This is a genomic window from Mycobacterium sp. 852002-30065_SCH5024008, from assembly GCF_001665645.1.
Taxonomy (GTDB): Bacteria; Actinomycetota; Actinomycetes; order Mycobacteriales; family Mycobacteriaceae; genus Mycobacterium; species Mycobacterium paraffinicum.
In genome coordinates this window covers 1-20,563 of the sequence record NZ_LZSZ01000138.1, presented here as the reverse complement: position 1 = coordinate 20,563, position 20,563 = coordinate 1, and the positions used below count along the sequence as shown (strand labels likewise).

The 20,563-nt window shown below is 69.7% G+C and carries 19 protein-coding genes and 1 pseudogene; 11 read left to right on the top strand and 9 right to left on the bottom strand.

Annotation, left to right across the window (positions count from 1 at the left end):
* Nucleotides 1–47: 47 nt before the first annotated feature.
* The 8 genes from A5781_RS17560 to egtE all read left to right on the top strand — a co-directional run bounded on the left by A5781_RS17560 (nt 48) and on the right by egtE (nt 8,262).
* On the top strand, nt 48–455 hold the full coding sequence (locus tag A5781_RS17560; RefSeq protein ID WP_197503886.1) for a hypothetical protein: 408 nt from the start codon (nt 48–50) through the stop codon (nt 453–455).
* Nucleotides 456–575: 120 nt separating this feature from the next.
* Complete coding sequence (locus tag A5781_RS17555; RefSeq protein WP_067208950.1) at nt 576–2,024, top strand: catalase; 1,449 nt, start codon at nt 576–578, stop codon at nt 2,022–2,024.
* A 38-nt stretch (nt 2,025–2,062) separates the two neighbouring features.
* Complete coding sequence (locus A5781_RS17550) at nt 2,063–2,710, top strand: sensor domain-containing protein (protein WP_156624759.1); 648 nt, start codon at nt 2,063–2,065, stop codon at nt 2,708–2,710.
* A gap of 165 nt (nt 2,711–2,875) precedes the next feature.
* Nucleotides 2,876–4,159 (top strand): ergothioneine biosynthesis glutamate--cysteine ligase EgtA, encoded by a 1,284-nt coding sequence (gene egtA, locus A5781_RS17545; RefSeq protein ID WP_067208942.1) that lies wholly within the window; start codon nt 2,876–2,878, stop codon nt 4,157–4,159.
* On the top strand, nt 4,138–5,445 hold the full coding sequence (egtB, locus tag A5781_RS17540; protein WP_067208938.1) for an ergothioneine biosynthesis protein EgtB: 1,308 nt from the start codon (nt 4,138–4,140) through the stop codon (nt 5,443–5,445). The genes egtA and egtB overlap by 22 nt, the downstream gene beginning before the upstream one ends.
* A complete protein-coding gene (gene egtC / locus A5781_RS17535) occupies nt 5,445–6,158 on the top strand; it encodes an ergothioneine biosynthesis protein EgtC (protein ID WP_067208935.1) in 714 nt (237 codons plus the stop codon). Before egtB ends, egtC begins: the two co-directional genes overlap by 1 nt.
* Complete coding sequence (gene egtD, locus A5781_RS17530; protein WP_067208931.1) at nt 6,155–7,120, top strand: L-histidine N(alpha)-methyltransferase; 966 nt, start codon at nt 6,155–6,157, stop codon at nt 7,118–7,120. The genes egtC and egtD overlap by 4 nt, the downstream gene beginning before the upstream one ends.
* Nucleotides 7,099–8,262, top strand: a complete 1,164-nt coding sequence (gene egtE, locus A5781_RS17525) for an ergothioneine biosynthesis PLP-dependent enzyme EgtE (RefSeq protein ID WP_369817749.1) — start codon at nt 7,099–7,101, stop codon at nt 8,260–8,262. The genes egtD and egtE overlap by 22 nt, the downstream gene beginning before the upstream one ends.
* Here the strand turns inward: egtE and A5781_RS17520 are convergent.
* The gene (locus A5781_RS17520) at nt 8,259–8,939 is read right to left on the bottom strand and encodes a class I SAM-dependent methyltransferase (RefSeq protein ID WP_067208925.1); all 681 of its coding nucleotides are present in this window, start codon (nt 8,937–8,939) and stop codon (nt 8,259–8,261) included. The genes egtE and A5781_RS17520 overlap by 4 nt on opposite strands.
* A 20-nt stretch (nt 8,940–8,959) precedes the next feature.
* A complete protein-coding gene (locus tag A5781_RS17515) occupies nt 8,960–10,432 on the bottom strand; it encodes a glutamate--cysteine ligase (RefSeq protein WP_067208923.1) in 1,473 nt (490 codons plus the stop codon).
* An 84-nt stretch (nt 10,433–10,516) separates the two neighbouring features.
* On the opposite strand from A5781_RS17515, the gene glpK reads away from it, so the two are divergent.
* Nucleotides 10,517–12,037, top strand: a complete 1,521-nt coding sequence (gene glpK / locus A5781_RS17510; protein WP_082939406.1) for a glycerol kinase GlpK — start codon at nt 10,517–10,519, stop codon at nt 12,035–12,037.
* A gap of 27 nt (nt 12,038–12,064) precedes the next feature.
* Here glpK and A5781_RS17505 read toward each other — a convergent pair whose 3' ends face one another.
* Nucleotides 12,065–12,781: a PadR family transcriptional regulator gene (locus A5781_RS17505; protein ID WP_067208920.1), complete on the bottom strand. Its 717-nt coding sequence runs from the start codon at nt 12,779–12,781 to the stop codon at nt 12,065–12,067.
* Between the two features lie 209 nt (nt 12,782–12,990).
* Here A5781_RS17505 and A5781_RS17500 point away from each other — a divergent pair, with 209 nt between their 5' ends.
* Nucleotides 12,991–13,383 (top strand): hypothetical protein, encoded by a 393-nt coding sequence (locus tag A5781_RS17500; protein ID WP_067208917.1) that lies wholly within the window; start codon nt 12,991–12,993, stop codon nt 13,381–13,383.
* Here the strand turns inward: A5781_RS17500 and A5781_RS17495 are convergent.
* Entirely contained in the window at nt 13,380–14,258 is an 879-nt protein-coding gene (locus tag A5781_RS17495; RefSeq protein ID WP_067208913.1) for an RDD family protein, read from the bottom strand. The genes A5781_RS17500 and A5781_RS17495 overlap by 4 nt on opposite strands.
* Before the next feature lie 36 nt (nt 14,259–14,294).
* Here A5781_RS17495 and A5781_RS17490 point away from each other — a divergent pair, with 36 nt between their 5' ends.
* Nucleotides 14,295–15,287 (top strand): stage II sporulation protein M, encoded by a 993-nt coding sequence (locus A5781_RS17490; protein ID WP_067208909.1) that lies wholly within the window; start codon nt 14,295–14,297, stop codon nt 15,285–15,287.
* Nucleotides 15,288–15,360: 73 nt separating this feature from the next.
* On the opposite strand, the gene A5781_RS17485 is transcribed toward A5781_RS17490, so the two are convergent.
* The 5 genes and pseudogenes from A5781_RS17485 to A5781_RS17465 all read right to left on the bottom strand — a co-directional run.
* A complete protein-coding gene (locus A5781_RS17485) occupies nt 15,361–16,683 on the bottom strand; it encodes a DUF58 domain-containing protein (protein WP_067208906.1) in 1,323 nt (440 codons plus the stop codon).
* Entirely contained in the window at nt 16,683–17,660 is a 978-nt protein-coding gene (locus tag A5781_RS17480; protein WP_067208902.1) for a MoxR family ATPase, read from the bottom strand. The genes A5781_RS17485 and A5781_RS17480 overlap by 1 nt, the downstream gene beginning before the upstream one ends.
* On the bottom strand, nt 17,657–18,802 hold the full coding sequence (locus A5781_RS17475; RefSeq protein ID WP_067208956.1) for a DUF4350 domain-containing protein: 1,146 nt from the start codon (nt 18,800–18,802) through the stop codon (nt 17,657–17,659). Before A5781_RS17475 ends, A5781_RS17480 begins: the two co-directional genes overlap by 4 nt.
* A complete protein-coding gene (locus tag A5781_RS17470; RefSeq protein WP_067208899.1) occupies nt 18,802–19,455 on the bottom strand; it encodes a DUF4129 domain-containing protein in 654 nt (217 codons plus the stop codon). Before A5781_RS17470 ends, A5781_RS17475 begins: the two co-directional genes overlap by 1 nt.
* Nucleotides 19,456–19,469: 14 nt before the next feature.
* Nucleotides 19,470–20,522 (bottom strand): annotated as a pseudogene (locus A5781_RS17465) (hypothetical protein); the annotation flags it as partial.
* Nucleotides 20,523–20,563 lie beyond the last annotated feature (41 nt).

Here is a 20,563-nt window from a genome sequence, read left to right as displayed (position 1 = left end):
AGATGTGTATAAGAGACAGCCCACCGCCACTGCCCGCCCCGGAGCGAGTGAAGCCCCCGCGGCTCTACACGGCCGCGGCGTGGGTGATCATCGTCGCCGGGATCGTCTTCATCATCTCCACCGTGTTCTTCGCCGGTGCCTTCGTCTTCGGGCATTACCACCACTGCCACCACCACCACGGCCAGATGTTCAAACCTGGCGGAGGCCCGGGTGGCGGTGGCCCCGGGCCGGGCAACGGCCCGTGGGGACCGGGATACGGCCCCGGACCGTGGGGGTCCGGTCCGCCCGGACCCGCCGGCGGCCCGTGGGGTGTTGGCGGACCGGGGTTGATCGTGCCCATGCCCCCCGGCGGTCCGGGCGCACCCGGCGGGCCGGCCGGCGGACCGGGTCTGAGCGGTCCTGGCGGCCCGCCGCCCGCGAGCGCGACACCCAGCCCGCCGGCGCCGCGTCCGTAGCGGGTGACGCAAAGCCGAGGTTTTTCTTGACGTGGTCCAGAAAAGGAGCATAGTTATTGGCGCGCAGGAATTTTCGTCGCCATGGCGTGGAGTCAGCCCAGCAAACGAGGAGATAGCGACATGACGGAGCGTTTCACCACCAATGACGCCGGCATCGCTGCGCCCAGCGACGACCAGTCGTTGACGATCGGTCCCGACGGTCCGATTCTGCTGCAGGACCATTACCTGATCGAGCAGATGGCCCAGTTCAACCGGGAGCGCATTCCGGAGCGTCAGCCGCACGCGAAGGGCGGCGGCGCCTTCGGCACCTTCGAGGTCACCAACGACGTCAGCAAATTCACGCGGGCCGCGGTGTTCCAGCCCGGCACCAAGACAGACATGCTCGCCAGGTTCTCCACGGTCGCCGGCGAGCGCGGCAGCCCAGACACCTGGCGCGACCCGCGTGGCTTCGCGCTGAAGTTCTACACCAGCGAAGGCAATTTCGACCTGGTCGGCAACAACACGCCGGTCTTCTTCATGCGCGATCCGCTGAAGTTCCAGCACTTCATTCGGTCCCAAAAGCGTATGCAGGCAACGAACCTGCGTGACCACAACATGCAGTGGGACTTCTGGACCCTCTCGCCGGAGTCCGCGCATCAGGTGACCTGGCTGATGGGTGACCGCGGCATCCCCAAGACGTGGCGGCACATGAACGGATACAGCAGCCACACCTACAGCTGGATCAACGCCGCCGGCGAAATCTTCTGGGTGAAATACCACTTCATCACCGACCAGGGCGTCGACTTCCTGACCCAGGAGGACGCCGACCGGCTGGCCGGCGAGGACGGCGACTACCACCAGCGCGACCTCTACGAGGCGATCGAGGGCGGGGATCACCCCAGCTGGACGCTGAAGATGCAGATCATGCCGTACGAGGAGGCCCGCAACTACCGGTTCAACCCGTTCGACCTGACCAAGGTGTGGCCGCACGGCGACTACCCGCTGATCGACGTCGGCAAGATGACGCTGAGCCGCAATGTCACCGACTACCACACCGAGATCGAGCAGGCGGCCTTCGAGCCGAACAACACCGTGCCCGGCACGGGGCTGAGCCCCGACAAGATGCTGCAGGCCCGCGGGTTCTCCTACTCCGACGCGCACCGCGCCAGGCTGGGGACCAACTATCGGCAGATCCCCGTCAACACGCCGAAGGTCGAGGTGAACAGCTATTCGAAGGATGGCGCGATGCGGATGAAGAATGTCTCCGACCCCGTGTATGCGCCCAACTCCTATGGCGGCCCGCACGCCGACCCGGCCCGCGCCGCCGAGGTGAGCTGGCACGCCGACGGCGACATGGTCCGCGCCGCCTACACGCTGCACGCCGAGGACGACGACTGGGGACAAGCCGGCACCTTGGTCCGCGACGTCCTCGACGACGAGGCCCGGGACCGGCTGGCGCACAACATCATTGGGCATGTCTCCAAGGGTGTGAAGGAGCCGGTGCTGTCGCGGGTGTTCGAGTACTGGCGCAACGTCGACCCCGACCTCGGCAAAAAGGTCGAAGAGGGCGTCCGGGCAAACGGGGGCTGACCTCGCGCCGACGTGCCTGGCATGATCGCTTCATGACCATGCGGGTTCGCGCGGCCGTCATCACCGTCGGCCTGGCCGTCGGCGGCGCGGTCGCACTTCCGGTTGCGGCCGCGCACCCGTCGGAGCCGGGGGTGGTGAATTACGCGGTCCTTGGCAAGGGGTCGGTCGGCAACATCGTCGGCGGGCCCATGGGCTGGGAGTCGGTGTTCACGCGACCGGTGCAGGGCGATTGGGTGGACGTTCCGGTGTGCAACAACTGGGCCGATATCGGCTTGCCCGAGGTATTCGACGACCCCGACTTGGCGTCGTTCAACGGTGCCGTCACCCAGACATCGGCCACCGACCAAACCCACTTCGTGAAGCAGGCCGTCGGTGTGTTTGCCAGCAACGACGCCGCCGGCCGCGCCTTCCATCGGGTGGTGGATCGGACGGTGGGCTGCTCGGGCCAGACCACCCCGATGCACCTGGACAACGGCGTCACACAGGTGTGGTCGTTCGATGGCGGGCCGCCCGACGCCGCCGACGCGAACTGGACCAAGCAAGAGGCCGGCACCGATCGGCGGTGCTTCAATCAAACCAGGCTGCGTGAAAATGTGTTGTTGCAGGCCAAGGTCTGCCAATCTGGCAACGCCGGGCCCGCGGTCAACGTGCTGGCCGGGGCGATGCAGAACGCGCTGGGTCAGTAGCCGGGTTCGGGAACCGGGTCGGGCATGCTTGAAATCGGGCGCGAACGGGAATATGTCGGGGCCATCTGTTAGATGAAGTAGTGGCGGTTACCGTTCCGTCGGCTGTGTCGGGACGCGGTCCGCAGGAGCGTGTTCGAGCTTGCTCAGGCCCGAAGGGATAGTGATATGACGTTTGCCGCTATCACTACCGCAGGCTCCGAGCTGGCCAGTCCCGAGATGGCCGATTCCAAATCCGCTGCGCGCTACATCGCAGACGGTTGCTTGGTGGACGCCCCGCTGGGGCGCGTGGGTCTGGAACTGGAAGCCCACTGCCACGACCCGGCCGACCCGCATCGCAGGCCCGGTTGGCAGGAGATCGCCGACGTTCTGGGGCCCTTGCCTGAGCTGCCGGGCGGCAGCCGGGTCACGGTGGAGCCCGGTGGTGCGGTGGAGTTGTCCGGCCCGCCGGCCGACGGGGTGGCGGCCGCCATCGACGCGATGCGGCAGGACCAGGCCGTGTTGCGGTCGGCGTTCGTCGATGCCGGGCTGGGCCTGGTGTTCCTCGGGGCGGATCCGCTGCGGCCGCCCAAGCGCATCAACCCGGGCGCGCGTTACCGCGCCATGGAGCAGTTTTTCGCGTCCAGCCGCTCGGGTGAGGCAGGCGCGGCGATGATGACGTCCACCGCGTCCATTCAGGTCAACCTGGACGCGGGGCCGCGGGCCGGGTGGGCGGATCGGGTGCGGCTGGCGCACGCACTCGGACCCACCATGATCGCGATGGCCGCCAACTCCCCGATGCTGCGCGGCGAGTTCACCGGGTGGGCCTCCACTCGGCAGTGGGTGTGGGGGCAGATGGACTCGGCGCGGTGCGGACCCATCCTGGGCGCCAGCGGCGACGACCCGGGCACCGACTGGGCGCGCTACGCGCTCAAGGCGCCGGTGATGCTGGTGCACGCCCCGGACGCCACGGCGGTCACGCATTGGGTGCCATTCGCCGACTGGGTGGACGGCCGGGTGCTGCTCGGCGGTCGCCGCCCCACCCTCGCCGACCTGGAATACCACCTGACCACGCTGTTCCCGCCGGTGCGCCCGAGGCAGTGGCTGGAAATCCGCTATCTCGACAGCGCGCCGGACGACTTCTGGCCGGCCCTGGTGTTCACTCTGGTCGCCCTGCTCGACGACCCGGTCGCGGCGGACACCGCGGCCGAGGCGATCGAGCCGGTGGCCACCGCCTGGGACACGGCGGCCCAGGCGGGACTGCGTGACCGGCGGCTGTACGCCGCGGCCAACAAGTGCGTGGCCGTCGCCGCTCAGCTGGCGCCGCCCGAACTCGGTGATTCGATGCAGCGGCTGGTCGACGCTGTCGAGCGGGGCAGATGTCCCGGCGACGACTTCTCCGACCAGGTGATTCAACAGGGCATCGCGGCCACGGTCGCCGGGGCGGCGCGATGCCCGCAAGGGGGGCTGTGATTTTCCGGGCAAGTCTTGCCGAGGATTTGGCGCGGGCGCGGACGCGGACATTGCGGCTGGTCGAGTTCGACGACGCCGAGCTGTACCGGCAGTACGACCCCCTGATGAGCCCACTGGTGTGGGACCTGGCGCACATCGGTCAGCAAGAGGAGTTCTGGCTGCTGCGTGGCGGTGACCCCGGCCGGCCCGGCATGCTGCCGCCGGCGGTCGAGGGCCTCTACGACGCCTTCGTCCACTCCCGCGCGAGCCGGGTCGAGCTGCCGCTGCTGTCGCCGGGCCGCGCGCGGGCGTATTGCCGCACGGTGCGATCCGCAGCCCTCGATGCCCTCGACGCCCTGCCGGAGGAGAGTGACGACTTCGCGTTCGCGATGGTGATCAGCCACGAAAACCAGCACGACGAAACCATGCTGCAGGCGCTGAACCTGCGCACCGGTGCTCCGCTGCTGCGGGACCAGGCGGCGCTGCCGGCCGGCCGGCCCGGGTTGGCCGGCACCTCCGTGCTGGTGCCCGCCGGCCCGTTCGTGCTGGGCGTGGACGCCGCGAGCGAACCGTATTCGTTGGACAACGAGCGTCCCGCCCACGTCGTCGAGGTGCCCGCGTTCCGGATCGGCCGGGTGCCGGTCTCCAACGGCGAGTGGCGGCACTTCATGGAAGACGGCGGCTACCTCCAGCCGCGCTGGTGGTCCGAGCGCGGTTGGGAGCATCGCCAGCGCGTGGGCCTGACCGCGCCACAGTTCTGGAGCCCCGACGCACGAACGCGCACCAGGTTCGGCCACGTCGAAGACATCCCCGCCGACGAACCGGTGCAGCACGTTTGCTACTTCGAGGCCGAGGCATACGCGGCCTGGGCCGGCGCGCGGCTGCCCACCGAGGTGGAATGGGAAAAGGCCTGCGCGTGGGATCCGGCCACCGACAGCCGCCGCCGCTACCCGTGGGGAGCGCAGCCGCCCTCCGAGGTCCTCGCCAACCTGGGCGGAACGTCGTTGCGTCCGGCACCCGTCGGGGCCTACCCCGCCGGCGCCTCGGCTTACGGGGCGGAACAGATGCTCGGCGACGTGTGGGAGTGGACCACGTCGCCGCTGCGGCCCTGGCCGGGATTCGTTCCGATGATCTACGAGCGCTACTCGCAGCCGTTCTTTGACGGCGACTACCGGGTGCTGCGTGGCGGCTCGTGGGCCGTGGAGTCCGCCATCCTGCGGCCGAGCTTCCGCAACTGGGACCACCCGATCCGGCGCCAGATCTTCTCCGGCGTCCGGTTGGCTTGGGACGCCGAGGATTTCACCTGATGTGCCGTCACCTCGGCTGGCTCGGGGCCGACGTCACAGTCTCCTCGCTGGTGCTGGACCCGCTGTACGGCCTGCGGGTGCAGTCGTACGCCCCGCGCCGGCAGAAGCACGGCCTGCTCAACGCCGACGGTTGGGGTGTCGGGTTTTTCGACGACTCTTCGGGAGGCCAAGTGCCCCGCCGCTGGCGGAGCCAGGCGCCGCTGTGGGGCGACACGTCGTTCGACTCCGTCGCACCGGCGCTGCGCAGCCGCTGCGTGGTTGCCGCGGTGCGCTCGGCGACGGTCGGCATGCCGATCGATGTCAGCGCGACGGCGCCGTTCACCGACGGTCAATGGATGTTGTCACACAACGGCGTGGTGGACCGCGCCGTGTTGCCCATGAGCTCGCAGGCCGAATCAGTCTGCGACAGTGCATTGCTCGCGGCCGTCATCTTTGAACGGGGTCTCGACGCGCTCGGCGACACCATCACCGAGATCGCGGCGGCCGACCCGGACGCCCGGCTGAACATATTGGCGGCCAACGGCTCTCGCCTGCTCGCCACCACCTGGGGCGACACGTTGTCCATCCTGCGCCGCGCGGACGGCATTGTGCTGGCCAGCGAGCCCTACGACAACGACCCCGGCTGGGAGGACGTGCCGGACCGCCACCTCGTCGAGGTCACCGCGACGGGCGTCGCGCTGACCCCGCTGGATCACTGGGAAGGTTATCGATGACGCTGACTTTGTCCAACCACTTGGCCGCCGACTCTGCGGATCAGGCGTTGCGCCGGGATGTGTTCGACGGCCTACAGCGAACGCCGAAGTCGTTGCCGCCCAAGTGGTTCTACGATTCGCTGGGCAGCCATCTGTTCGATCAGATCACCCGGTTGCCCGAGTACTATCCGACCCGCGCGGAGGCCGAGATCCTGCGCGCGCGGTCGGCCGAGGTGGCGGCGGCCAGCGAGGCCGACACCCTGGTGGAGTTGGGCAGCGGGACGTCGGAGAAGACGCGGCTGCTGCTGGACGCGCTGCGTGAACGCGGATCGCTGCGCAGATTCGTCCCGTTCGACGTCGACGCCGGCATACTGTCGACGGCCGCGGCGGCGATCCAGCAGGAATACGCTGGCGTCGAAATCAACGCCGTCTGCGGCGATTTCGAGGAACACCTGACCGAGATCCCAACCGGCGGGCGGCGCCTGTTCGTGTTCCTGGGGTCGACGATCGGCAACTTGACGCCCGGACCGCGCACGGCGTTTCTGTCGAGCCTGTCCGCCCAGATGCGCCCGGGCGACAGCCTGCTGCTGGGCACGGACCTGATCAAGGACACCGGCCGGCTGGTGCGCGCCTACGACGACTCGGCCGGGGTGACCGCGGCGTTCAATCGCAATGTGCTGGCGGTGATCAACCGGCAACTCGACGCCGATTTCGACGTCGAGGCCTTCCAGCACGTGGCGCGCTGGAACGCCGAGGAGGAGCGCATCGAAATGTGGTTGCGCGCCAGCCGTCCGCAGCGGGTCCGCGTCGACGCGCTCGACCTGACCGTCGATTTCGCGGCCGACGAGGAGATGCTCACCGAGGTGTCGTGCAAGTTCCGCCCGGACGGGGTGAGCGCCGAATTGGCCCGCGTGGGGCTGCGCCGCACCCGGTTCTGGACGGACGCCGCGGGTGATTTCGGATTGTCGTTGGCCGTGAAGTGACGGCCGGCGATTCGCTTGCGGGCCGCTGGCGGGCGGGCCGCCCGCCCGTGGCCGGACTGCACCTGGACAGCGCGGCGTGTTCGCGGCAGAGCCTCGCGGTGATCGAGGCCGCCGCCCTGCACGCGCGCAACGAGTCCGAAATCGGCGGCTACGTTGCGGCCGAGGCGGCCGCACCCGCGCTGGATGCCGGGCGGGTGGCGTTCGCCGCGCTGGCCGGCATGCCTGACGCCGAGGTGGTGTTCACCACCGGCTCCCTGAACGCGCTGGATCTGCTGCTCGGCGGCTGGCCTGCCGATCGCCGCATGGTGGCGTGCCTGCCCGGTGAATACGGCCCCAATTTGGCGCTCTTCGCCGCCCACGGCTTCGACCGTCAGCTGCTGCCGACGCTCGAGGATGGCCGGGTCGCGCTCGACGACGCGGCGCTGGCGCTCGAGGCCGACCCGCCCGATCTGGTCCACCTCACCGCGGTCGGCAGCCACAGCGGTGTGGTGCAACCGCTGTCGATGATCGCGCAGCTCTGCCGCGAGTTGGGGCTGCCGCTCGTGGTGGACGCCGCCCAGGCGCTGGGCCAGGTGGACTGCGCGGTCGGCGCCGACGTGACGTATGCGTCGTCGCGCAAGTGGATCGCGGGGCCGCGGGGTGTCGGCGCGCTCGCGGTGCGACGCGAGCTGATGGAGGGCTTGCGTCCGCGACTGGCGCCGCCGGACTGGCTCGCGGGCTCGTTCACGGTCGCCCAGCAGCTTGAATTCGGCGAAGCCAATGTCGCGGCGCGCGTTGGCTTTTCGCTGGCGCTGGGGGAGCACTTGGCGTACGGGCCACAGGCCGTGCGCGCGCGGCTGGCCGCGTTGGGCGGCACCAGCCGCCGGGTGCTGGCCGACGTGGCCGGCTGGGCGGTGGTCGAGGAGGTCGACGAGCCCAGCGCCATCACCACCCTGGCCCCGGTCGACGGCGCCGATCCCCAAGCGGTGCGGGCGTGGCTGCTCGCCGAGCGGCGGATCCTGACCACCTTCGTCGGCGTGCACCGGGCTCCCCTGCGGCTGGCCGGTCCGGTGCTGCGCATCTCGCCGCACGTCGACACCACGGCCGAGGATCTGCAGACCTTCGCCGAGGCGCTGATCGCCGCGACGGCGGCGACGTCCTAGCCCGCTTTGTGCGCCGTCAGCAGGTAGGCCGGCATCTTCACCCGGCCCTTCTCATCGCGGTCGTGCGGCGGAAATTCGAAGGGCGCGTTAGGAACCTCGACGGCGTTCGACAGGATGAACGCCGGCCGGATCTCGTCGATCTCCCAGTACTTGCTCACCGCGGCGCGCAGTTCGTCCTCGTTAACCTCGTTGGGCTTCGGTTCCATCTCGGCGGGGAAGGCGCCCTTGGCGAACACCAGCACGAACAGGGTGGCGCCCGGCGCCGCCGCGCGGTGGATGGAGCTGAGGTAGCCGTCGCGGCCCTCGACCGGCAGCGAGTGAAACAGCGTGGAATCGACGACGGTGGAGAACCGGCCGTCATAACCACCGAACGACGTGATGTCGGCCTGCACGAAGCTGGCCGTGGTCAAGCCGCGCTCCCGGGCCGCCTCGGTGGCCGCCGCGACGGCCGTCGGCGTGAGGTCGACACCGACAACCGTGTAGCCCTGGGCCGCCAGCGCCAACGACAGTTCGGCGACCCCGCAGCCGGCGTCGAGCACGTCGCTGCGGAATTTCCCGGCCGCCACCAGTGCGGCCAGCTCGGGTTGTGGCTCGCCGATGTTCCACGGCGGCGGACCCGCGAAGTGCGCCCGTTCGCGGTATGCGCTGTCCCAGTCCATAACGTGATCGCCCGTCATGGTTTTCAACGTACCCGCGGTCAGGACTCCCAGGTATGCACCGGCTCGTTGGCGTGCATGTGCTCGCAGTACCGGCGCAGCATCTCGGCCAGCGCAGCCGGCCTGGTCATTCCGCCATCTTCCAGAGCGCGGACGGTGTTTACCTGCCAGCTGGCGCCGTTGCGGCCCGACCTCGCGCGGCCCTCGATGACGCCGAGGAAGCGGTCCCGCACCTCGGCGTCCATCCCCCACCTGCGCAGTCCCTCGTCGGCGATCGGCAGCAGCTTATCCAGCACCAACGCGGTCGCCGCCACGTCACCCACACCCGGCCAATGCAGCCGGGCGTCGATGCCGTGTCGCGCCGCCGCGAGGAAATTCCCTTGTGCCGCAGCGAAGTCCATGCGAGACCACAGGGGATGGTCGTCCTCGGAGAGGGTGCGCAACACGCCGTAGAAGAAGGCCGAATTGGCCAGCATGTCCACGACGGTCGGCCCGGCCGGCAGCACCCGGTTCTCCAGCCGCAGGTGCGGGCGCCCGTCGACCACGTCATAGACCGGGCGGTTCCACCGGTACACCGTGCCGCTGTGCAGCCGCAATTCGGACAGTTGCGGTGCGCGCCCGGCGGCCAGCTCGGCGGCGGGATCCTCGTCGGACACCTCGGGCAGCAGGGACGGGAAGTAGCGGATGTTCTCTTGATACAAGTCGAGCACCGAGCTGATCCACCCTTCGCCGAACCACACCCGCGGCCGCACGCCCTGGGACTTGAGCTCCTCGGGCCGGGTGTCGGTGGACTGGGTGAACAGCTCGATGCGGGTCTCGGCCCACAACTGGTGGCCGAAGAAGTACGGCGAGTTGGCGCCCAGCGCCAGCTGCGGGCCAGCCACCACCTGGGCCGCGTTCCAGTTGGCGGCGAACGTTTCCGGGGCCACCTGCAGGTGCAATTGGATGCTGGTGCAAGCGGATTCGGGCGCAATCGACACGGCCTGCCAGCTCAGCGGCTCGGGGCCGGAGATGTTGATCGGGATGTCCTCGCCGCGGGCGGTGAAGATCGAGTCATTGAGCGCCGCGTACCGCCTCGAGTCGCTCATCCAGCCGGTGGTCAGATGCTCGGGCATCAGCGTGGGCAGGATCCCGATCATCACGATGTGCGCGCCGCCCACGCCGGCCTTGATCTCGGCGTCGTTCAGACTGGCCCGCACCTCGCCTTCCAGGTCGAGCGCGGTGTGTCCGGGCAGGGCGTGGGGCGGCACGTTGAATTCGATGTTGTAGGCGCCCAATTCCGGCTGGAACGCCGGATCCCCGATGGCGTCCAGCACGTCGCGATTCGACATCGCGGGCTGGTAGTCGGCGTCGACGAGGTTGCACTCGATCTCCATGCCGGTCAGCGGCTTGGCCGAGTCAAAGCGCGACTGTTCCAGCATCGCCTCGAACACGTCCAGGCATACCTGGAGCTTGCGCCCGTATTCCCGCCGATGTGCGCTGGTGTACGTGGTGCGCTTGACCTCTTCGCCCACACCGCCGATGGAACAGGGTTACCGGCGGTAACGCAAGCTACGCGGCCGCTTGTCGTGTTCACCCGGACATGATGGACTCCTGACGTGTCCGCTGAGTTCGTCGCCGCCATCGATCAGGGAACCACCAGCACTCGCTGCATGATCTTCGATCATGACGGGGCCGAAGTGGCCCGCCATCAACTCGAGCACGAACAAATCCTGCCCCGCGCCGGCTGGGTCGAGCACGACCCCGTCGAAATCTGGGAGCGTACTTCGTCGGTGCTGTTGTCGGTGCTGAACCGTGCCAACTTGTCCGCCAATCACATTGCCGCGCTTGGTATAACGAACCAACGCGAAACCACGCTGGTATGGAATCGGCGCACCGGGCGGCCGTACTACAACGCGATCGTCTGGCAGGACACCCGCACCGACCGGATCGCGTCGGCGCTGGAACGAGACGGCCGCGGCGACGTGATTCGCCGCAAGGCCGGCCTGCCGCCGGCGACGTATTTCTCCGGCGGCAAGCTGCAGTGGATCCTGGATAACGTCGACGGGGTGCGCGAGGCCGCCGAGAGCGGCGACGCCCTGTTCGGCACCCCGGACACCTGGGTGTTGTGGAACCTGACCGGAGGCCCGCGCGGCGGCGTGCACGTCACCGACGTGACCAATGCCAGCCGGACCATGCTGATGGACCTGGAAACGCTCGACTGGGACGACGAGCTGTTGTCGTTCTTCGCCATCCCGCGTGCGATGCTTCCGGCGATCGCGCCGTCGTCGTCGCCGCAACCGTACGGCGTCTCCGCGCAGGCCGGGCCGGTCGGCGGCGAGGTGCCGGTCACGGGCGTTCTCGGTGACCAGCACGCGGCGATGGTGGGCCAGGTGTGCCTGTCGGTGGGCGAGGCGAAGAACACCTACGGCACCGGGAACTTCCTGCTGCTCAACACCGGCGAGACGATCGTGCGGTCGAAAAACGGCCTGCTGACCACCGTCTGCTACCAGTTCGGCGACGCGAAACCCGTTTATGCCCTTGAGGGTTCGATCGCGGTCACCGGCGCTGCGGTGCAGTGGCTGCGCGACCAGTTGGGCATCATCAGCGGCGCGGCGCAAAGCGAGTCGCTGGCGCGCCAGGTCGCCGACAACGGCGGAGTGTATTTCGTCCCGGCGTTTTCCGGGCTGTTCGCGCCCTATTGGCGATCCGACGCCCGCGGTGCGATCGTCGGGCTGTCGCGGTTCAACACCAACGCGCACCTGGCCCGCGCGACGCTGGAGGCGATCTGCTATCAGAGCCGCGACGTGGTGGACGCGATGGCGGCGGATTCCGGTGTGCGCCTCGAGGTGTTGAAGGTCGACGGCGGCGTCACCGGCAACGACCTGTGCATGCAGATTCAGGCCGATGTGCTCGGCGTCGACGTGGTGCGTCCCGTGGTCGCCGAGACGACCGCACTGGGCGCGGCCTACGCGGCGGGTTTGGCGGTGGGGTTCTGGGCCGATCCGTCCGACCTGCGGGCCAACTGGCACGAGGACAAGCGCTGGACGCCGGCCTGGACCGACGAGCAGCGCGCCGCCGGCTACGCGGGTTGGCGCAAGGCGGTGCAGCGGACCCTGGACTGGGTCGACGTGACCTGATCCAGGGGCCGCTGTGTCTGTCGGGGCTCAGTCTTCGCCGAGGATGCCGTAGACCTCGCGCCGCGCGTTGTTGAGGATTTCGACGATGCGCTGCTGCTGCTCGGCCGTGGCGGTGTGCGCGGACTGCGCGACCGCGCCGAACAGCTGGCCGATGGCCGCCCGCAGGTTCATGTGACCCGGGTCGACGCCTTCGGCGATCTCGTCCCACGGCGGCGTCTCGACCTTTTCGGCCGCCGCGCGGCCCTCGTCGGTCAGCTCGAAGAGCTTCTTGCTGCCCTCGCTTTCGCTGGCGGTGATCAGGCCCTCGTCGGTCAACAGCTGCAGCGTCGGATAGACCGAACCGGGGCTGGGCTTCCAGAGCCCGTTGCTGCGTTCGGCGATCTGCTGAATCATCTCGTAGCCGTGCATTGGGCGCTCGGCCAGCAGCGCCAAGATGGCCGCGCGGACGTCGCCGCGCTTGCCGCGGCCCGCGCCGCCACGGCGCCATCCGCCGCGTCGGCCCCCCGGCCCGAAGCCGAAACCGGGACCGAAACCGGGACCGAATCCGGGACCGAACCCCGGGCCGAATCCGGGACCGAAGCCCGGGCCGTCGTGGTCGGGGCCGTGCTCGCGGAGATGTTCGAAGAACTCCTGGCGAGCGCGCCGCCGGGCGCCGTGCAGGGCACGCCGATGCGTGTCGGGACCGAAGCCGAAACCGGGGCTGCCTGCGAACGGGCCGCCCGTGGGGGTGAAGGGGTTGTTCATGTCTGTTCCTTACGTCTGAAGGGGAAGCGCACCGTACACTTCGAAGTATCACGATATATCGGAAACTATCGGAATGCAACGGTGTGGCGGCTGTCGTGCTCTAACGCCGCTGGTAAGACGCATGACCTGCGGTGTTGGGTCTGGCGGGTACGGCCGTTCGGACGGGCCGGCCCGTTTGCACTCGCCGGGCGGCGGGTAGGAACTCTGGGATGAACGCTGAGAACTCCAACCTTTCGGTGGGCAGCGGGACCTCGACCGTGGCCGGCCCCGCGCAGGGCGGCAGCGGCGGTGGGCGCAACGTGTGGCCGTGGGTCAACTGGGGCTTGGCGCTGGCCACGGTGCCCGCCGCCGCCATCGTCATGCTCTTCGCGCTCGGCGCGGTGATGAGTACCGACGGCTGCAGCGACCGCAGTTGCCCCAACCTTGGCCACGGCGGGATCAATTTCGGGGTCGCGTTCTACGGCGCGCCCGCGGTTGCGGTGGTCGTGATCGTCATCTCCCTTTTCACCGCGAAGCGCCGCGGCGGCATCGCCGTTCCGCTGTGCGGATGGGCGCTGTTGATCGCCGACGTCGCCCTGATGGCGGCGAGCGTCTCCGGTTAACCGGGCGGCGCGAAACCGCCCGGCGCGGTATGCGGCGGCCCCTGCTGGGGTGCACCCGGGTTCGGCCACGGGACCGCCTGCTGTGGTGGCGCGGGCGGCCAGGCCGGCCACGGCGCGGCGCCTGCCGGCGGCATGGCGGGGCGAAGACGCGCCAGTTCGCGGCGGTGCCGCTCGGCGAGCACGGCGGCGAGCACCAGTTCCGGCGGCGCGCCCGGCGGGGGCGGCGGGGCGATGCGGGACACCACGTCACCGGCGATGCGATAGCCCATCTGCAGTCGTAACTGGCGATCGAGTTGTGTTGCCCGCGAGAGGAATTGGCGAGCGACCTCGGCCTGACCGGGGGACAGGCCGGAAAGTTGCAGGGACGAGGCCCACCAGGCCAGCGAAGGCGGCATCACGGGCGGGGGGCCGAGGCGGGGGCCGCGTTCGTTCACGACGACGGTGCCGGCGAAGATGTCGCCGACCCGCTTGGCCTTCGGCGACAGGATGCTGCAGATGACGGCGGGACTCCCGAACAGCATCCAGATCTCCACCACCGCCGCCAGCGCCCGAAACAGGGCCTGCCGGAAGCGTTCTGGCCCGCCGTCGTCGGACACCACGCGCAGACCCATCGCGATCTTGCCCACTGAGCGTCCACGCGTTGCCGTTTCCAGCACCACCGGATAGCCGACGATCACCACCACGGTGAAGATGAGCAGGATGGCGGTGCTCAGCGCGGTGTCGAACTGGGTCAGTGTGGCGGCCCACAACATCAGCCCGAGGAGATAGCACGCGACGATAACGGCGATATCGATCAGTGCGCCCACGGCCCGCACCGGCAACTGGGCGATCTGCACGTCGAGCACGACGGCGTCGCCGGTCACCACCTCCGACATAACACCGAACGGTACAGGGCGATTAGGCTGCGCAGCGTGGACGTCGACGCATTCGTGCTGCACCATCGCGGTACGTGGGACCGCCTCGACCGGCTGGTCGCGAGGCGTCGCTCGCTGACCGGCGCCGAGGTCGACGAGCTCGTCGAGCTCTACCAACGGGTTTCCACCCACCTGTCGATGCTGCGCTCGGCCTCGTCGGACTCGCTGTTGATCGGTCGGCTCTCGAGCCTCGTCGCGCGCGCCCGTTCCGTGGTGACCGGCGCCCACGCGCCGTTGAGCGGTACGTTCGCCCGGTTCTGGACGGTGTCTTTCCCGGTGGTCGCATACCGGTCGTGGCGGTGGTGGCTGGGCACCGCGGTGGCGTTCTTCGCCGTGGTGGTCGTGATGGCGTTCTGGGTGGCCGGCAATCCCGAGGTGCAGTCGGCCGCCGGAACACCAAGCGACATCGAACAATTGGTGAACCACGACGTCGCCTCCTACTACAGCGAACATCCCGCCGCGGCGTTCGCGCTGCAGATCTGGGTGAACAATTCCTGGGTGGCGGCGCAGTGCATTGCGTTGTCCGTTCTGCTGGGACTGCCGATCCCGGTCGTGCTGTTCCAGAACGCGGCCAACCTGGGACTGATCTCCGGGCTGATGTTCCAGGCCGGCAAGGGCGGTGTGCTGCTCGGGCTGCTGATTCCGCACGGACTGCTGGAGCTGACGGCGGTGTTCCTGGCGGGGGCGGCGGGGATGCGGCTGGGGTGGTCGGTGATCTCGCCCGGCGACCGGCCACGCGGACAAGTGCTCGCCGAACAGGGTCGCGCCGTCGTGTCGGTCGCGATCGGTCTGGTGGGTGTGCTGCTGGTCTCGGGGTTGATCGAGGCGCTGGTAACACCTTCGCCGCTGCCGACCTTCGTTCGGGTCGGCATCGGGATCGTCGCCGAGGCGGCGTTCCTGACCTACATCGTGCATTTCGGTCGCCGCGCGGCGAAGGCCGGGGAGACCGGCGACATCGAGGACGCGCCCGACGTGATTCCCACGAGCTGAGCGGTCGTCGCCGGGCTCTATCCGATTGCCCGGCTTCTTCTCACGCCGCTGCGCAGCGTGCATCGTCGCCGGGCTACAGCCGACCGGTGGCCTTCATCGCCAGGTAGTGATCGGCCAGGGCGGGGGCCAGTTCGGTGGGCGGGGCATCGACGACCTCCACCCCGCTGCGGCGCAGGCGGGTCGCGATCGCGCGGCGGTCGTTGCGTGATCGTTCGGCGGCCGCCGCGTCGTAGACGGCGGCCGGGTCAGAACGCCCGGCCGCCAGTTGGTCCACTCGCGGGTCGGCGACCGCGGCCACCATGAGGTGGTGTTTGGCCGACAACTGGGGCAGCACCGGCAGCAAGCCCTCTTCGAGCGCGGTCGCGTTGAGGTCGGTCAGCAGCACCACCAGCGACCGCCGGCGAGCCCGCCGCGCAATGGCGGAAACCATTGCGGTCCAATCCGGTTCGAGCAGCGCGGGTTGCAGGGGCGCCATCGCCTCGACAAGTTGGGCGAGCAGTTCGGTGCGCGACGCGCCGAAGACGCCGGCCCGGCTGACCCGGTCGTGCGCGAGAAAGTCGACGTGATCGCCGGCCCGCGACGCGAGCGCCGCCAGCAGCAGCGCGGCATCCATCGACCAGTCCAGCCGGGGCCACCCCGCGGGATCGGCGGCCGTCGGATCGACACCCACCCGGCCCGCCGAGGTGCGCCCGGTGTCGAGCACGATCACCACCCGCCGGTCGCGTTCGGGGCGCCAGGTGCGGACGACGACGTCGGCGCGACGCGCGGTGGCGCGCCAGTCGATCGACCGCACGTCGTCACCGACGACATACTCGCGCAGCGAGTCGAATTCGGTTCCCTGGCCGCGGATCAGCGTGGGCAGCAGCCCGTCGATCTCGCGGAGTTTGGCCAGCCGCGCCGGCAGGTGCTTGCGGGACAGGAACGGCGGCAGCACTCGCAGCAGGCCCGGCACCGCTTGCGACCCTTGCCGTCCCGCCAGGCCCAGCAGTCCGATGGACCGGGCGGTGACCACTGCGGCGCGCTGCTCGCCCCGGCGGACCGGCCGCAGCTGGGACTGGATGTGCTGATGCTGCCCCGCGGGGATGTTCACGGGATGGATGCGCGGTCGCGCGCCGGCGCTGGGCGGCCAGGCGTCGCGAACCTGGCCGCGAAACCGCCGCCGACCGTCGTTGTGGATCAGCAGCCCGACCTCCACCTGCTGCGCGAGTCGGGCCGAGCGATCCGGGGAGCGGATGTAACGCAACCTGCGGGTGCTGGCCGCCAACCCGATGTCCACGGCCACCACGACCGCCAGCGTGACCGCCAGCACGGCGAAAGTTCTTGCCGGCCAAGGTGACACCGCAATGGGCAGGACGCACATCAGCGAGACCAGCCCGGTGCGTCCGGTCAGGACCACTAGCGGGGCACCGGAACCGAGGCCAAGATCCCGTCGAGCACACCGTCGGGTGTGGCCCCCTCGAGCTCGGCCTCGGGACGCAGCATCACCCGGTGCCGCAGCGTCGGGCGGGCCATGGCCTTCACGTCGTCGGGGGTGACGTAGTTGCGGCCGGACAGCCAGGCCCAGGAACGCGCCGTGGCCAGCAGCGCGGTGGCCCCGCGCGGCGAGACGCCCAGCTGCAACGCGGGCGAGGAGCGGGTGGCCCCGACGGTGTCGACGATGTATCCCAGGATCTCGTCGGCGACCAGCACGTTGCGCACGGCGTCGCGCCCGGCCGCCAGTTCGGCGGCCCCGGCCACCGGTTTGATCGCCGACAGGTCGCGGGGATCGAAGCCGTGCGCGTGCCGGGCGAGGATGGCGATCTCCGAATCCCGCGGCGGCAGAGTGACATTCAGCTTGAGCAGGAATCGATCCAGCTGCGCTTCGGGCAGCTGGTAAGTGCCCTCGTATTCGACGGGGTTCTGGGTCGCGGCGACGATGAACGGGTCGGGCAGCGGCCGCGCGATGCCTTCCACGCTGACCTGGCGCTCCTCCATCGCCTCGAGCAGCGCGGCCTGGGTTTTCGGCGGGGTTCGGTTGATCTCGTCGGCCAGCAGCAGGTTGGTGAACACCGGGCCGGGCCGGAACTCGAAAGCGGCGGTGCGCGCGTCGTATACCAGCGAACCGGTCACATCACCGGGCATCAGGTCGGGGGTGAACTGCACCCGCTTGCACTCCAGTTGCAGCGCGGCCGCCAGCGCGCGCACCAGCAGCGTCTTCGCCACTCCCGGAACGCCTTCCAGCAGCACGTGACCGCGGCACAGCAGCGCGATCACCAGGCCGCTGACCACCCCCTCCTGACCGACGACGGCCTTGGCGAGCTCGGTACGCAACGCCAGCAGCGCATCTCGCGCCGATTCAGCGGTGGGGGTCGAGGCGGTAGATGGTTGCGTCACGTCCGTGTGACCTGCCTTTCGATGTCGTCGAGCGCACGGGCAAGTTGTAGCAAGTCGTGGTCGGTCGCCGGGGGCGGTCCGAACAGCTGGTAGGAGACGAATGCCGGGTCGGCCCCGCTTCGCCCGGCCACCGCGGCCGCCACCGCCGGCGGCGGCGCCGCGATGCTCAGACCCAGCCGGGGCACCAGCCGCTGCAGCGTGGCGGTGCGCAGTGCCGCGGCGGCGCGGTCGCGCGCCCGGCGGGAACGGTACAGCCGGCCGCGGCCCTCCACGGTCTCCGAAGCGCGCACCACGACGGGGAGCTCCTCGGCGACCAGCGGACCGGGCCGACGGCCCCGCCACAGGGCGACCAGCAGCACAACCAGGCACAGCTGCCAGACGATCCACGTCACGTTCTGCGGGATCAGGTCGCCAACCGAGCCGGGCGGCGGTGATTCGCCCTCGACGCGGTGGGGCGCGTACCAGATCAGCCGGGGCCGAGCGCCCGCCAGGTTCATCGCCAGGGCGGCGTTACCCGCCTGCAGCAGGGCGCCGTTGGTCAGGAAGTCGGTGCTGCCCACCGCCGTGATCGTCCGCCCGCCGTCGCGGAAGCGAACCAACGCACCGTCGTAGCAACGGGTCATCGCCCGGCCGTCGGTGGCGCGGTAGGTGTCGCTGGGCCCGAATCGCACCGGACCGGCCCGAGTGGCCTCGCGCAACGTGCAATCTGGATCGGTATCGAGGGTGCCGGCCGCCGAGACGCGCAGGCCGGGCAGCATTGCCTCGCGGGTGCGCGCCGTCGGCTCCACCAGCAGCAGATCGCCGGGCGCCTTCGCCAGCCGGTCCAGCAGCGGGGTGGTCAGATATTGGCTTTGCGCCACCAGGATCAGCGCGTCGGGCCGCGCCGCCCGTTCCACGTCGGCGATGCCGTCGGCGACCACCACGTCGACGCCGCCGCCGCGCAGGAGGGCAACCAGCGCATGGGTTCCGTCGGGACCCGTCGATGCCGGATCCATGCGGGCGCCGGGCCGCGGCGCGGTCAGGTAGGCATCGACGCCGGCGATGACGGCGAGCACGACCAGGGCGAGGATGACCCAGCGCCAGGACCGCCAGCGCTGCATCGGCGTCGGGCCGGCGGCTTCGGGACGCCCGATGGTCGCCATCACCGCACCTGCGCCCACGAGTCGGAGGCGGTGGGCTGCGCCCGCCCCGCGAGCACGGCCGCCGAGCGGGACCGCAGGTGGTCGTCGAGGTCGGCGATCATCCGATACGCGCCCTGGGTTCCGGGTTGTTCGCCGTAGGTGACGTCGTTGAAAGCCGTTGCGGCTTGCGATAATTCGCCGGCCAGATGGGGCAGTGCGGCGCCGGCGTCGGAGGCCAGCTCGTTGGCGGTACGGCCGGGTGCCGGGTTCAGCACGCCGGTCTCCTCGAGCTGACGGGCGACGGCCCGCAGTCGATGACGAATCGCCGCGGCCCACTCACCCTGCGCCGCATAGTTTTCGGCGGTCGCGCGATGCTGGGCCGCGGTGAGCTGCGCGGCTTCGAACAACTGGTAGTCGCCACCCCGCCTGGTGCGCATGGTGCGCCGCGCGATGTGGACGGCGAACGCCAGCGCGATCCCGAGCATGATGAAAAGCACCGTTGCCGTGAGCCATCCACCCGGCAGCGAGGCAGTCTTCTGCAACAGACGGTAGATCGTCTCGTTGAGCCATTCGGCTATTTGCTCCTCGGCCGAGCCTTTGGAGTAGATCGGTTTGTTCAGCTCGTCCTGGGCGGCCTGGTGCGCGGCATCGCGGTCGATGTCGATGGAGGGCACTGTCTCACTCGTCCTCAGGCCGGCCGCGTCAGCCAGAGGTTATCGGTGGAGCCGGCCGCGTACGGTCCGCCGGCGGCACCGGTCTGCAGGACCAGATCGAATGCCTCGGCGCGCATCCGGCGATCGGTGTACAGCAGCGCGATGACGCCCGCGTTGAAAGGGGCGGTGATGATCTCGCCGATCGCCGCGCCCACCGACGCGACCACGGTGCTGATGAGGAAAGCCGCGGTAGACGAGGTGATCACGAAGAACTGGCTGACGATGTTGAACGGCACGGCGACCGCGCCCCCGACGACGGATGTCACCACGAGCGTCAGCAGCCGGATGCCCAGCACCCGCCAGAAGCCGCCGCGGACCAGGGCGAACGATCGGGTGATGGCGTCAAGGACGGGTAGCCGCTCCAGCACGATCAACACGGGTGCAAACAACACCGCCGTGTACAGGAACACCAGCAACGCGATCACGGCCAGCGCGAGCGGCAGGCCCAGGACGACCGCCGCCGCGGGGTTGCCGATGGCCGCCAGCACCGCGACGATCACCGCCGCCAGCCCCGCGACGACCGCCATCACCGCGCCTTCGAGCACCGCGAGACCGAGCAACGGCACCAGGCGCCCACGGATCTTGGCCCACGTCTCGCCGATGGTGATCGGCGACCCGAACACCGCCCGGCCGACGATGACGGTGAGCATCCCGGACAGCAGCATGCCGCCCAGCCAGGCGACCAGCACGCCGGCGCCCATCGACGTCAACCACGCGCCGACGACCCCGGTGGTCAGCTCCTTGGCGTGATCGGTCGTCAGCCTGCCGTAGGCCGCCAACGGTCCGAAAACGGCGGCCTTGGTGACGATCTGGATGACCACCACCACGATGGCGGTCAAGCCCAAAGCCGCCTTCGGATTGGCGCGGACGTAGCCGACCGCGCCATTGAAGATGTCGCCCAGGGTCAGCGGGCGCAGCGGGATGATGCCGGGTTTGACCGCTCCCGGAACCAGATGCGGCGGACTGTATTGCCAAGCGGGCCGCGGCCCGTATCCCGGTGGCGGGCCGTATCCGGGTGGCGGGCCATAGCCGGTCTCTTATACACATCTGACGCTGCCGACGAACGCAA

What these genes read in the sequence shown, in the direction of transcription:
- A5781_RS17555 (WP_067208950.1), top strand. Translation starts at nt 576, where the DNA reads ATGACGGAGCGTTTCACCACCAATGACGCCGGCATCGCTGCGCCCAGC.
- A5781_RS17550 (WP_156624759.1), top strand. Translation starts at nt 2,063, where the DNA reads ATGCGGGTTCGCGCGGCCGTCATCACCGTCGGCCTGGCCGTCGGCGGC.
- egtA (WP_067208942.1), top strand. Translation starts at nt 2,876, where the DNA reads ATGACGTTTGCCGCTATCACTACCGCAGGCTCCGAGCTGGCCAGTCCC.
- egtB (WP_067208938.1), top strand. Translation starts at nt 4,138, where the DNA reads ATGCCCGCAAGGGGGGCTGTGATTTTCCGGGCAAGTCTTGCCGAGGAT.
- egtC (WP_067208935.1), top strand. Translation starts at nt 5,445, where the DNA reads ATGTGCCGTCACCTCGGCTGGCTCGGGGCCGACGTCACAGTCTCCTCG.
- egtD (WP_067208931.1), top strand. Translation starts at nt 6,155, where the DNA reads ATGACGCTGACTTTGTCCAACCACTTGGCCGCCGACTCTGCGGATCAG.
- A5781_RS17520 (WP_067208925.1), bottom strand. Translation starts at nt 8,939, where the DNA reads ATGACGGGCGATCACGTTATGGACTGGGACAGCGCATACCGCGAACGG.
- A5781_RS17505 (WP_067208920.1), bottom strand. Translation starts at nt 12,781, where the DNA reads ATGAACAACCCCTTCACCCCCACGGGCGGCCCGTTCGCAGGCAGCCCC.
- A5781_RS17500 (WP_067208917.1), top strand. Translation starts at nt 12,991, where the DNA reads ATGAACGCTGAGAACTCCAACCTTTCGGTGGGCAGCGGGACCTCGACC.
- A5781_RS17495 (WP_067208913.1), bottom strand. Translation starts at nt 14,258, where the DNA reads ATGTCGGAGGTGGTGACCGGCGACGCCGTCGTGCTCGACGTGCAGATC.
- A5781_RS17475 (WP_067208956.1), bottom strand. Translation starts at nt 18,802, where the DNA reads ATGGCGACCATCGGGCGTCCCGAAGCCGCCGGCCCGACGCCGATGCAG.